A 12359-nucleotide genomic window follows, 5' to 3' on the forward strand; every position below is an offset into this window, starting at 1 on the left:
TCTCAATGCTGCTCATGCTGACTGGAGGTGAGGTTTGTACTTCCGGCTCATCACACACTACAGTGCTTGACGGCTTGCGGGAACCATTCCGGTTACGGATCGTTCTTCTGATCGCTGTTGTCTCCAAATTTTCTTGAATAACCTTATAGATGTATAAATTCGGAGACAAAGGCGAACGCTATCGCTTCTTCAGAATCGATTCCGCCCCCTCCATTACTTCCGCTAAGTCAGGTACTATAGAGAAGATAAGCCATTATTCTACGCTCATTTTATACTGTCTGAGCCAGTCCTTGCCACTATGCCACGCCTCTACAGGGTTAAGCTCTCCGAGCAGTTCAGTACTTGCCTGAGCCATGATCCATTCCTTGAGACCATTATCTGGACTGAATTCGAGCTGCTGTAGCAGCAGATGCAATCCTTCCTCACCCGTATTCAAGATGTCGTCGTAAGCCTCACGGTTACCAGCAATATAATCATTGGGATTACTGCTGGTCAGGAGGACAGGGGCGCTAACCATCTGCTGCAGGTTACTTTCAATTGTTGCTGATAATGCTTGGTCTTCTGTCCGAGTCGAACATGCTGCTACCGTCAATGCTGTGCATACGGATAACAAACCCAGAATCAGTCTTCTGCGATTCACTGTACCACTCCTTTCAACAACGAGTTAACTACAGAACAAGTTCCCATTGTTCTTCGGTAAGCTCCTGACCTGACAACATCTGTTTGCGGACTTCCTTCACTTCAAAGCCCACAGATTGATATAATCTACGCGCGCCGATCAAAGACTCATTGGTCCACAGGATCACGGATGTGTAGTCATTTTCTTTTGCAAAAAGAATTGCCTGTTCGATAAGCTTCACGCACATCCTGCACCACGTGCTTCCGGTTCGATCAGAAACCAGCGAAGTTGAGACGTATTTTCATTCACCTGAGTAAGTCCTATGGAACCGGAAGCTGTCTGATCTAACTCAACAATCCATAACATCTCCCTCGCGTGATTGCCTTTAAGTCCAAACGAATTCACCGCGTTGGTGATAAATTCAGCAAAGTTATGATCATAATTATACTCATTTCGATAAATTCGGATGTGCGCTTCAATGACATACTGCAGATCCTTTTGTACGAAAGTGCGGATCATCAGACATCACAGTCCTTCCTCAAATCTACAGTTGTGATACTGAAATCCACACCGAACTGAATTAATCCCAGTTTACGGGCAACTTGCTGTGAAGCGAGATTATCCCAAGATGTACTGTAGATTGGCATGCGTCCACGCTCCTTGACATAATACTGCCAGCACTTTACCGTTTCCGCTGCATATCCATGTCCTCTATAACCCGGTGCCGTATATAGACTCGCTTCCGCCCCATAATCGGAGAGCCTTGCGGAGCAGCACACTGCCACAGCAGAATCACCAATAACATAAGCGGCAACAGGGCTTTTTTCATACAAGTGATCTGTTAATTCAGGGAAATGCTCTGCCACCAAATAATGCTGCTCCTGACCAATCAACTGAACCTTCTGATTCCATTCGTTAGATGACTCAGGAAAAGCATAGGCGGGTCCCATCCATACATGGTTAACTGGCTCAAAGGTTTCCACCTTTCGAATCAGTTTTAGAATATCCAATGGAAGCTCGCAATCCTTACCCAACTCATCCATTAGATTAGGCGGTAACTGCTCATGATAATAGATCAGTGAACCAGCAGAAGTCATGCCGATAAAAATGGCTGGAGCCTGCCCGCCCCCCGGCTCGTTAATGCTTAGTAGACGCTGCTGCTCATTGATTGTATATAACGTGCTCACCTGTATTTTCAACATTTCCATAGACGACAGGTTGGATTTTGGAACCATAACTATGAAGTTAACCTTTGCAATAATCGTTTGCCTTCACTGCCTTTACCAGCTTCTTGCTGCTCCAGAAAATCGGATAATTCACGTAAATCAGCCGGGCGATATCCAGCCCCGCACCCGCAATTATGATAGGTATAACCATGACGATACAGCATCTTCACTTTGGTCCATTGTTTGGTATCATTTTGCTTGGGCGCCTGGAAATCGTGTCCCATGCTAACCATAGACGTGGCACATTGCGGGCATTTATATTCAAGTTGTGCCACCACCTCGGGGCTCAGGTCATGTTTGGAAACTTGTTTAAATGATTTGCGACAAATGAAACATGCATAGATGTCTTTATATGGTCCTGACATGGCATATCTGCACATCGTCTGCACCCCCCCTTAATAATTTCCATTATACGGGATTTCACACGCACATACGAATGGAATTTGCACATTTGCGAAAATTACGCCACTCACTCATTGACCTTTAATCGCAGCTTTTTCCCATGCCTCACCGAGTTCCGCAATCGTTGCGTACCTCTCGGACCGCTCGTCGCTCACTGCACGCATCACAACGTGATACAACGCTTCTCCGGCATCCCATCTCTCATAGGAACGATCCTTCTCCCCGCCAAGCAAACCAAACGCCATTGCCCCCATGTTGAATACATTGGTAACCACATCTATGGGTGCGCCTAGCTCAAACTCTTCGGGTGACATAAAGCGGGAAGATCCCCACATACGCCCCATGTTATTGGTAAAAGAGCCCTTCCGATACAAGTCGATATCACAAATTTTCATAAAGTTTCTGTCAAAATCATAGATCAGACTGCCATCATACAAATCAACAGCCACATAACCTCTCCGTTCCACCTCGATATGAAAATCCAGAATCTGTTCCATCGCCCGAATGCGTGTATCCACTGGAAGCTGTCTGAACCGATAATAGGGCGAACGCGGATCTTCATACTTAGCCGGAGGTGGGAAATACCAGTGGGAATGCAGACACTCCCCATCCACCCAATCGAATACACAGGCATACCCCTCATCCGTTGCAAAATGATCCGTTAGTCGAATCAACGTGTCATGTGCCAGATCCTCGTAGACGGAAACAGATGATTTCAGATTACGAATGGCTTCCGGGGGACTTCCCGTATGATTCGCATGAATTGTATGTGCTCCCGCATATTTAACGAACAATCGCTTTCCATCCTTTTGCACAATACCGAAGGAGAGATTCCCTGAATCCTGCTGATCGAATACGCGAAAGACCGTACCCAAGGGCCGTAACCAATCGAAAGAATGAGATTCTTTCAAGACAAAGGAAACACCATCGATCTCATGTTCAACATGATCTGTCATCGGACTCCTCCTGTGCTGATATCTTCGTTCAATGTTGAATGCTCCGTATAAAAGTAATTCATATGCGCCTCATCATATCCCTGACCGTAGACTTCCAAGGCGTTACGCTCGATGCCGTAAACTTCAAATCCATATCGCTCGTATAAACGTCGGGCTGATTCATTGGTTGTCACTACACTCAGATTAATCTGCTTGATACCTTCCAGATGTCTTCCCCGATCCAGCACCTCGCGGAGCAAGAGCGAAGCCAGCCCACTTCCCCGATATGGCGGAGCAACATAGACGCCCCAAATCATGCCTTTGTGCCTGAGCTTTAGGCCGTACTCCCTTTTGAAACCCATCATTCCCGCCAAGGTTCCTTCTACTGTATATGCTCCCAGAATATAATCATCCGGTTCATTATGTATGCGCTCCTGCACTTCACTCATGGGGAGTTGAATGGACAACTCAAACGAAGCCCCAAAGGCTTCAGGGTGTGTTTTCAATGCTTCCAGTCGCAAAGGCCAGTAGATGTCTGCTTCATCCCGCTGAATATTGCGAATGATATAGGTCTCTTGCTTTCGATCTTCGTTCATTCTTCGACCACTCCCTGCATTTCATAAGGATAATCGATCTGAAGTTTTACATTCGCCGCCGCTTCCTGTCCTGCAAGCAATCCAACAACATAAATTCCCAGGTCAATGGACGTGGCTACTCCACCGGCAGTAATTACATTTCCATCTTTTACAATCCGCTTTTGAATCACCTCGGTGACATACGGCTCAAGCAATTTATATGCACGGGGATGTGTTGTTGCTTTTTTGCCGGATAAAAAACCAGCTGCACCCAGCAGCAGAGAGCCTGTGCACACCGAAACCTTCAAAGGCACAGACTCTGCCTGTTTCAGCCAACCTACAAAGGCCTCGTCATATCGAAGCTTGCGCGTTCCCATGCCTCCGGGGATAAACACGAGATCATATTCCGATAGGTCAGGCTTCACCCGATCCACCTTCAACGTTAGACCAGACTCATCCGTGACCTGCTCTGTCATTGCACAAGTTTCCCACGTCGTTCCTTGGGTAGGTTCAAAGAAATTCAACCGATTAATCACATCATAAAACCCTGCAAAATCAAGGAAAGTCAGTCCATCAAACAAAACGAATGCAATTTTCATTGGTAACCTCCGCGTTTTAATTTGGAGCATCCTGATTATGTTTCTGATTCCGATCACGTTCCATTGCTTCCTTCACCCGGTCACGCGCTGGCAGCTTGCTATTGATATGGAAGAGCAGACCCACAATCGCAAGAAGTAAAATAATGACGATGAATTCGAATATGGCTAACCCCTCCTTTTCGGAAATTACGCAATCGTGACTCGTACCTTATCTCTATTTTAATCCACGGGCGATGATCCACTCCAGCCACTTCCAGGGTAGCACGGCTTTGCCTAAGATCAGCACACGCGAACCTTTCCCGAGCGCATATCGAAGCCTTGGTGCACGCATCCGTGCAATTCGGCCGATCAGATCAGCTACCTCCTGTGGATCAGGCGCTGTCTCGCTCGCATGTTTGGAATAACGAAGAACCGCGTCCAGCTTATGCTTATACGGAGAGTCCTCGCTCCGGTGAATCTCACCCAAACCTTTATTCCAGATCGGTGTGCGATAAGCACCTGGTTCAACCAATACCACCCGAACACCAAACGAAGACATCTCATGCCGCAGACTTTCCGTGAATCCTTCCACAGCGAATTTGGAAGCAGCATAGGGCGCATACCCTGGAAAACCGGACAACCCACTGACGCTGGACAAGTTAACAATTAACCCCTGCTTCTGTTCACGCATCACAGGCAGGACCGCACGTGTCACGGCGATTAATCCAAACAGATTCGTTTCCATCTGGCGCCGCCAATCCTCCATTGACACTTCCTCAATGAACCCGCCCACCGCAAATCCTGCATTGTTCACCAGCATGTCGATTCGGCCATTATTAAGAAGTACGGACCCCACAGCTTTCTGCACCGATTCAGTATCGGTCACGTCCAGTTGCACATATTGCAAACGTTCGGATATCCCTGCCTGTTCAGCCAACCTCACCAATTCTTCTCTTCGACTCAGATCACGCATTGTAGCAACAACAAGATATCCCTGCTTGGCAAGAGTGATTGCGGTGAGCATACCAAAACCACTGGAGGTACCCGTAATTAAGGCCACCCGAGCGTTCGCTCTCTCCTTTGTCTTCTTCACTGCATCAAGACCCGTGTTAATTCGTACCTGGCCATCCTTTGTTAAGTGTTCCTCTGCTGTCACGGTGTGTCCTTCTTTCCTCGGTAAATTACTTACTTCCGTTCCTACCTATACCGCACGGCCCCTGCCGCTTAATACGCCACTCCGTTATCTCGTCTCTCCACCCTGCGCAGCTTCGTAAGTCCCGGTTCAAACGTATATGGAACAAATCTGATCTCAGGTAAGGTGCATTCAAGCCGCTCTCCCAGCTTCATCAGTTCACCCCGTACATCCGTCTCGACCTGCTCCATCACTGCGCTCCCGCCAAGCCGAAGAGATACTTCCATTGTTCCGTCTCCTTGCTGCACCACACGATAATGTTCAATATCCGGCGAAGCCGCAATGACCGAACGGGTAACGAAATCCGGAAAGACCGGTACAGCCTCACCCGTATGTAGTTGTGTAAAATAAAGCGTGTCATCACAGCGGCCTTCAATCCGCTCAATGGCGGTAAACGGGGAACCACAGGCACATGGTAGCGCCGCCTCGGTCAGAATATCATTCAACCGATATCGGATAATTGGCTGTGATGTTCTGGAGAAGTCCGTAATAATGGGCACAAACCGCCGGGTGGCGGGATCAATGAACTCTTTTTCAATATGCACAATGTCTTCGTTCAAATGCAGGGTACCATAACGACAAGTAGCACCCAGGAACCCTTCTGTACACTGATAGACTTGATGAACGGTCTGTCCGAAGACCTGCTCCAGCACTTTGCGATCCAGGGGGTCCAGCACCTCGGCAACAGAGATGATTTTATCCGGTACAGCGGTCAGCTGGCCTGCTACATAGGCGTCCGCCAACAGACGCAGCATGGATGGAGGAGCCACCCACACGGTAGGTTGGTAGGTTTCCAGCCGATTCACCAAGGTCTCCACACGTTCCAGCAGATCAAAGTACTGAAACTGCAATTTGCCACGTTGCACCGATTCATACAGATTACTGTTGGCCCGCAGGAAAAACGCAATCTTCGCAGGTTTCCACAGTCCACCAGGCAGCAACTTAGCCAGTACCGTTCCCGTCCACGCATCCTGCTCCCGATCACTCACCAGAAATATTCCCCGGTTCCCTGACGTGCCCGAAGACAGTCCAACCGTCACGCCTTGAATGGAAGGTTTGAAGTCACGCGTTTCTTCACTTTCGCCTGCAAGAGCCAGCGCTTCGTCCTTGGTAATGCCCACCGTGTTCAGTGTATCGAAGTGCTCCATCATGATCGATTTGTCAATCAACGGAAATCTTCTCCAGTCGGATGCGTTCAAGCTCCCCCACCACTTCCGGTAAAATGGGGATCGGGCACGAATCTGATGAACATGCCGAATAACCCGGCGTTCTTGCCAGCGCTCCAGTTGTTCTCGCGTTTTCCACTTTCTCAGCCCACGTGCGAGAGCATAATGAACCACTATACGAAAGGTATTACTCATCGTTTCGGCCCTCCTACACCCCAAGCGTCCAGTACACCTCGACAATGACTCGGCACAATCCGAATGTGGGAAAACTGCTGATGCAGCTGAACCAGTCGGTCAAAGTTCCGGTGGTATTCCTGTCGATTCGACATAATGATCCCAGCAAGAATATTCGGTCTGCGCTGTTCACGAAAAGCCCGACTCGACCACACCGCGTCCGCGCACAGGAAATAGTCATCTTCTTCTGTACGCAGTAGAAGTCCCATCATGCCTTCCGCATGACCGGATACATCCACCCCCAGCAGACTGCCATCGCCGAAGATATCGTAGAATTCATCAAAAGGGAACTCTTTCCCCGCTCTCGTCCATCGCTCAGGCTGACACGTAACAGGCAATGATCTGGCCATAAAATCCTCGGGCAACAACCCGGCAAGAAAACCTGCCTTCACAGCCGCAATCGGACCAAGTGAGCGCACAGCATCATAGGCCCTTGGCAGATAAATGAATTGTGCCTCTGGGAAATCTCGTACACCCGCGATATGATCGCCGTGAAAATGAGAGAGGATGATATACCGAATATCGGAAGCTTTCAGTCCAAGCCCAGCCAGAAAATGAACGGCACTATCCTCCTCACGATAGACCACTGGTGTAATATGACGATACATTGCATTAGGCAAATGAGCCGTTTCCTCAAAAAAGCGGGAACTATATCCCGTATCCAGCAGGATCGGTCCATGTACGGGATGAATGATGCAAGCAAATCCTGCCGGGAAAGGTACTGGACTCAATCGACCACCACGCAGCGTCAGAAACTCTGGATGTGTACAGTAACCCGCCGCACCCAAATATAGTTCTACTGGAGTTGTCGTCAGCATGATTCAGCCCTCCACCAGTCTGCAAATTGTTGCAATCCCTCTTCAATGGACACCCGAGGGATGTATCCCAATTGCTCCCGTGCATCCGTAATATCCAACGTCTGTGGGATGGATAAGGAGCCGACTGTATACCGTGTTAACGCAGGTTCACCCAACGCAGGAATATAGCCATGAACTCGCTCCAGCAACGCTGCCACACCATATGCCATCCGATAAGGAATGTTTCGACGACGCAAGGGCATATCCAACATGCCAAACAGGCTGCTCACCAACTCACTGAACGCCCTCGGATCGCCATTGGAAATATTGTAGGCTCTGCCAAGTGCTTCTGCATCGACATCGCGGCACAACAACAAGGCATCCACCACATTATCCACACATGTCAGATCGATTAACGCCTGTCCACCACCGATCATGGGCACGCCCGATTTTGCGTTTGCTGCGACAATTCTGGGAAACAACGTCTGATCATACGGACCAAAAATGGCTCGCGGTCGAATCATGATTGACGGAAGCCCCTTCGCATGCCCCTCCATCACAACCTGCTCAGCGAGAAGCTTCGTGGCTGCATAATGATTGGCTGGTTTGGATGGCAACGGATCATTCTCATGTACGTTATATCGCGGGTTGTAGTTAAAATATATACTCGGAGTTGAGACATGTATGAATCGCTGCACCTCATTATGCAGGCAGCCATCAATGAGGTTTTGTGTGCCTTCCACATTGCTGCTGTAAAAGTCACGATATCTGCCCCATGGCGAGGATAGTGCCGCACAGTGAAACACCATATCCTGCCCCGCACACCCTTCGTTTACTGCTGCCTCATTCCGTATATCTCCACTCAGGAATCGGACTCCTGCCAATTTAAGTTCTGCACCAACCTTTGGCTGTCGGCCCATGCCAGTGACTTCCCATCCCTCTTGGGCAAGCCGTATCGCCAGGTGCCTGCCCAGACATCCCGTAGCTCCTGTAACCAATGCTCTATTCATTGTTGTTCACCGTTCCATTCTATGTCATGAGTCAAAGCTTCAGTCAGCGAGCACTTCTGCGATCTTGCCAGACGCCATGCAGCTAGCACCACTCCGAATTGTTCAAATAAAGGCTGGATATCCTGCCGCACATAGACCACATCCCTGGCTCCACGCCACGCAGCTATCCATGCACGGAGCTTCCCTTTGCCAAAGATCTGCTGTACTCCGCTTCCTAACATGGGAAGCATGAGCATGGCTTTGCTGCCCCGTGCGGGCGTGATCATTTTTCCTTCCTTGACCAACGTCTCCGGTTCAGTCAATGCACGCACCAAGTCATCTCCGGGGTGAAACAGATGAATCCCACTCGTTGCCCTCGGATTACACTCAATTGCGTATACTTGCCCATCCGGACCTTCTATAAAATCAAACCCAATCTGTCCACTAAAACCCGTTGCCTCAACAAATTGTCTCACCCACGCAAGGGCACCTTCATGTTCCACCTGTTCAAAAAAAACACTGGCTCCCACGCTTCCTGTACGATAGCGACTGTCGTAAGTGGCATGTGCAACCAGTTGCCCTTCATGCGCTATGCTGTATGTACATAACATCTGACCAGGAATGTAGGCCTGTGCAACCCAAGGTGAAGCAACGGATAATTCCCCTTCTTCCGGAGGATCGTTACGTAAATGTCTATGTTTCTTTTCGCTTACGTTTCCTTCCTGATCCGTCCCTACCCCAGCGTCATCGGTCATGAGTATTGGCATGCGAACTTTAGCTGCGAAGCGGGAATACACCGGTTTCCACACCCAATCTCCTACTTTTCCCAGAACAGACTGAGCTTCCATCCATTCCTCCCGACTGTTGATCAGACATGTATCCGGAACCGAAAGACCGAGTGTTACTGCAAGCTGGATAAAATTATATTTATGGTGCAGCTCATGTAGCTGCTCCAGAGTTGTAACCAGGACACGACAATATGCACGCAGTCTGTCTGCCCCTTGAGCAACATAGAAGACTTCTTCACACATCGGAATCAACAGGTCAATCTGCCAATCCTGAACCAACCGTTCCAACTCCGCCAGATACGTACCTGTGTCATGACGTGGCGATGGAACCACAGCACACTGTTCCACTGCACGAGATAATCTGGTCAGATGCCGTACGGCACTCTCCGCGACATAGACCCGATGGCCTGCCCGATGAAGCATACGTGCCAGATCCAGCGTTACGGGAGCCCTTCCGCCTGTAAGCAGCACACGGAGAGAAGCAGCTGTACGATGTCTGGTTTCCCCAGATCTAGTAGTCAAAAATGAGTCCTCCCAATGATAATCCGGCAGCCGTGCCAATCATCAACACCCGATCTCCACGCTGAATACGCTGTTGTCTAATCGCTTCATGCAGACCCATCGGGATCGATGCCGCAATCGTATTGCCGTGATTTCGTGTGATATCCATAAATCGATCTTCAGCAATGCCAAGCTTCTTGCGAATCAGTCTCATCGCCATGGCACTTCCCTGATGGGGAATGACCAATTGGAAATCCTCCATTCGATTCCCGGTCGCTTGCAGCATATCACCAATGAATCCAGGCAAAAGTCTGGAAGCCATGCGGAAGATCGCCTGTCCATCCATATGAAATAGGTAGGGTTCAGGCTGATCTGCCTTATAATTCGAAGCATGCATCCGTGTACCTCCTCCTGCAATCTCCGAGAAGCGAGCACCTCGGCTGTAGGTTCGAAGGGAAGCATGGACGATCTGTGAGGAGGACCCTTCAGGCGAACGCTCAATAATAACAGCGGCCGCTCCATCTCCGAACAGGGCCGCACTCTCTTTATCAGACCAGTTCAGTCCGGCTGAGGCAATCTCGGTGGCTACGAGCAATACTCGCTGGTAACGTCCGGCATCTACCATATAGGAGATCACATCGAGTCCGTTCAGGAAACTCAGGCAGGTTGCATCCATATCAAAGGCAGGTACGCCTGAATCTTGCTGTCCCATGGCCTGCTGGATAAATACCGCCGTACTTGGCAACGGTTGTTCCTTCGTGCCACTGGTACACACCAGACAGTCGATATCCCCGAATTGTAATCCAGCAACCGCAAGTGCAGCTTCTGCAGCCCGCGCGCCCATGAAAGAGGAGGTTTCTTCACCCGAAGCATAATGGCGTACACCTACACCTGTGGCTTTGCTGACCCAGCCCGCAGGCACGTCCAAGCGGCGATCCAGTTCCTCATCCGTGACTTCCTGTTCAGGCAGGTACTTCCCTGTTCCTGCGATCCTTACTCTTCTAAGTTGCATTTCCCCAACCTCTTTCTGTTCATCTGACTGATATATATAAGTTCAGCTAATTAGTATTTACACTGACACTCCGATGACAGAATAACCTTCCGATCGCTGTTATCCCCAGATTTTTTTGATTCCCTTCTTAAAAAGGGAAAATCCGGGGATAAGCATATGCTTCCGATGCAGCTTTCTTTCAGAAAGCTTTTAGGCGACCGCTTCGCTTCTTCAGTTTTTTCTGCCCTCTCCGTTATTGTGTAAATGTTTAGTTGAACATATATAAATGAAATGAATCCTCCACCTCAAATGGCGAAACGCCATTATCAGAAAGCTTTAGAATATAACAGAAGGGCAGATGCCTCTGCCCTCCCTGTTGTGTTTTATTATTTATACAGTGTTGTCATTTCTTCTTATTCAGAATCTCGGCAAGAGCGGTATCTAGTGTACCGTATGTGAAAGTGAACCCTTCCCTCTCCATTCGTTCGGGAATCACCCAACGACTTTTGAGAACCAGTTCCGTCTCGGTCTGAATAAAACGTGCGCCCAGTTCAAGCATCCAACGAGGAGAAGGTAGTCCGATCCGAACACCCATCTGTTCTCTCAGACGCGCCATTAGCTCCCGATTCGTCACCGGATGCGGCGAGGACGCATTAAACACACCATTTAAGTATGGATGCTCTTGCAGATAGATTACCATGCGGAAGAGATCCTCGATATGAATCCAGCTGAACTGCTGTGTTCCTGCGCCTTGAGATCCTCCCAGTCCAAAACGAACCAGATTTGTCATAGGCACCATCACGCCACCCTCGCCCAGCACAATCGCAATCCGCAGTGCAATCTGACGCGTAGACGGCAGACTGAATTCAAAGAAAGCCTGTTCCCATGCCTTGGCAACGTCGACCGAGAATCCGGAGCCAATCTCGCCCTCTTTTTCCGTCATGGGACGATCTTCAGCATGTCTGTATATGGTCGCTGTACTCGAATTAATCCATAGTTCGGGAGGTTGATTACAAGCCAGGACGGCTTCGCCGAGAATGCGCGTTGTACGGGTTCTGGATTCCAGAATGACTTTGCGATTCTCATCCGTATAACGGCAGTTCACCGATTTACCTGCCAGGTTAATCAACATTTCTGCTTCTTCCAGTGCCCCTATAATTCCTGCACGATCCTCCCAGGCAATATGACCGGGCTGACGCGAGATAATTAACACCTCATACCCCAGCTTTCTGAATCTTTGGGCAAAATCCTGTCCAACAAATCCCGTTCCACCAGCTAATACAACCTTCTTCACGGTATCCCCTCATTTCCCATACTGGGTAAAGAATTCGTAAGGTATAGATTGGAATGTTTCTATGCATGCAAA

At 49.1% G+C, this 12359-nt stretch carries 15 protein-coding genes; all 15 read right to left on the reverse strand.

Annotation, left to right across the window (positions count from 1 at the left end; translation table 11 throughout):
• Positions 1 to 253: 253 nt before the first annotated feature.
• Positions 254 to 640 carry a hypothetical protein gene (locus QF041_RS11960; protein WP_307414300.1) on the reverse strand — a complete coding sequence of 129 codons (387 nt, stop codon included), beginning with the start codon at positions 638 to 640 and terminating at the stop codon, positions 254 to 256.
• A 28-nt stretch (positions 641 to 668) separates the two neighbouring features.
• Positions 669 to 860 (reverse strand): GNAT family N-acetyltransferase, encoded by a 192-nt coding sequence (locus QF041_RS11965; protein ID WP_307414302.1) that lies wholly within the window; start codon positions 858 to 860, stop codon positions 669 to 671.
• Complete coding sequence (locus tag QF041_RS11970) at positions 857 to 1138, reverse strand: hypothetical protein (RefSeq protein WP_307414304.1); 282 nt, start codon at positions 1136 to 1138, stop codon at positions 857 to 859. The genes QF041_RS11965 and QF041_RS11970 overlap by 4 nt, the downstream gene beginning before the upstream one ends.
• Positions 1138 to 1854 (reverse strand): GNAT family N-acetyltransferase, encoded by a 717-nt coding sequence (locus QF041_RS11975; protein WP_307414306.1) that lies wholly within the window; start codon positions 1852 to 1854, stop codon positions 1138 to 1140. Before QF041_RS11975 ends, QF041_RS11970 begins: the two co-directional genes overlap by 1 nt.
• 2 nt (positions 1855 to 1856) lie before the next feature.
• A complete protein-coding gene (locus QF041_RS11980) occupies positions 1857 to 2225 on the reverse strand; it encodes a hypothetical protein (protein WP_307414308.1) in 369 nt (122 codons plus the stop codon).
• 93 nt (positions 2226 to 2318) lie between these two features.
• Positions 2319 to 3203 (reverse strand): serine/threonine-protein kinase, encoded by an 885-nt coding sequence (locus tag QF041_RS11985; RefSeq protein WP_307414310.1) that lies wholly within the window; start codon positions 3201 to 3203, stop codon positions 2319 to 2321.
• Positions 3200 to 3778, reverse strand: coding sequence for a GNAT family N-acetyltransferase (locus QF041_RS11990; RefSeq protein WP_307414312.1), 579 nt, complete (start codon positions 3776 to 3778; stop codon positions 3200 to 3202). Before QF041_RS11990 ends, QF041_RS11985 begins: the two co-directional genes overlap by 4 nt.
• A complete protein-coding gene (locus QF041_RS11995; protein WP_307414314.1) occupies positions 3775 to 4356 on the reverse strand; it encodes a DJ-1/PfpI family protein in 582 nt (193 codons plus the stop codon). Before QF041_RS11995 ends, QF041_RS11990 begins: the two co-directional genes overlap by 4 nt.
• A gap of 214 nt (positions 4357 to 4570) precedes the next feature.
• The gene (locus QF041_RS12000) at positions 4571 to 5491 is read right to left on the reverse strand and encodes an SDR family oxidoreductase (RefSeq protein ID WP_307414317.1); all 921 of its coding nucleotides are present in this window, start codon (positions 5489 to 5491) and stop codon (positions 4571 to 4573) included.
• Positions 5492 to 5559: 68 nt separating this feature from the next.
• Complete coding sequence (locus QF041_RS12005; protein WP_307414319.1) at positions 5560 to 6888, reverse strand: F390 synthetase-related protein; 1329 nt, start codon at positions 6886 to 6888, stop codon at positions 5560 to 5562.
• The gene (locus QF041_RS12010) at positions 6885 to 7745 is read right to left on the reverse strand and encodes an MBL fold metallo-hydrolase (RefSeq protein WP_307414321.1); all 861 of its coding nucleotides are present in this window, start codon (positions 7743 to 7745) and stop codon (positions 6885 to 6887) included. Before QF041_RS12010 ends, QF041_RS12005 begins: the two co-directional genes overlap by 4 nt.
• A complete protein-coding gene (locus QF041_RS12015) occupies positions 7739 to 8734 on the reverse strand; it encodes an NAD-dependent epimerase/dehydratase family protein (RefSeq protein ID WP_307414324.1) in 996 nt (331 codons plus the stop codon). Before QF041_RS12015 ends, QF041_RS12010 begins: the two co-directional genes overlap by 7 nt.
• A complete protein-coding gene (locus tag QF041_RS12020; protein WP_307414326.1) occupies positions 8731 to 10023 on the reverse strand; it encodes an ATP-grasp domain-containing protein in 1293 nt (430 codons plus the stop codon). Before QF041_RS12020 ends, QF041_RS12015 begins: the two co-directional genes overlap by 4 nt.
• Positions 10013 to 11014 (reverse strand): beta-ketoacyl-ACP synthase III, encoded by a 1002-nt coding sequence (locus QF041_RS12025; RefSeq protein ID WP_307414329.1) that lies wholly within the window; start codon positions 11012 to 11014, stop codon positions 10013 to 10015. The genes QF041_RS12020 and QF041_RS12025 overlap by 11 nt, the downstream gene beginning before the upstream one ends.
• Positions 11015 to 11396: 382 nt before the next feature.
• Positions 11397 to 12287: a TIGR01777 family oxidoreductase gene (locus tag QF041_RS12030; RefSeq protein ID WP_307414331.1), complete on the reverse strand. Its 891-nt coding sequence runs from the start codon at positions 12285 to 12287 to the stop codon at positions 11397 to 11399.
• Positions 12288 to 12359 lie beyond the last annotated feature (72 nt).

The organism is Paenibacillus sp. W2I17, assembly GCF_030815985.1.
Taxonomy (GTDB): domain Bacteria; phylum Bacillota; class Bacilli; order Paenibacillales; family Paenibacillaceae; genus Paenibacillus.

Bases quoted from the DNA above. Each gene is read 5' to 3' on its own strand.
- QF041_RS11970 (WP_307414304.1), bottom strand. From the start codon at position 1,138: ATGATCCGCACTTTCGTACAAAAGGATCTGCAGTATGTCATTGAAGCG.
- QF041_RS11975 (WP_307414306.1), bottom strand. From the start codon at position 1,854: ATGGTTCCAAAATCCAACCTGTCGTCTATGGAAATGTTGAAAATACAG.
- QF041_RS11980 (WP_307414308.1), bottom strand. From the start codon at position 2,225: ATGTGCAGATATGCCATGTCAGGACCATATAAAGACATCTATGCATGT.
- QF041_RS11985 (WP_307414310.1), bottom strand. From the start codon at position 3,203: ATGACAGATCATGTTGAACATGAGATCGATGGTGTTTCCTTTGTCTTG.
- QF041_RS11990 (WP_307414312.1), bottom strand. From the start codon at position 3,778: ATGAACGAAGATCGAAAGCAAGAGACCTATATCATTCGCAATATTCAG.
- QF041_RS11995 (WP_307414314.1), bottom strand. From the start codon at position 4,356: ATGAAAATTGCATTCGTTTTGTTTGATGGACTGACTTTCCTTGATTTT.
- QF041_RS12005 (WP_307414319.1), bottom strand. From the start codon at position 6,888: ATGAGTAATACCTTTCGTATAGTGGTTCATTATGCTCTCGCACGTGGG.
- QF041_RS12010 (WP_307414321.1), bottom strand. From the start codon at position 7,745: ATGCTGACGACAACTCCAGTAGAACTATATTTGGGTGCGGCGGGTTAC.
- QF041_RS12015 (WP_307414324.1), bottom strand. From the start codon at position 8,734: ATGAATAGAGCATTGGTTACAGGAGCTACGGGATGTCTGGGCAGGCAC.
- QF041_RS12025 (WP_307414329.1), bottom strand. From the start codon at position 11,014: ATGCAACTTAGAAGAGTAAGGATCGCAGGAACAGGGAAGTACCTGCCT.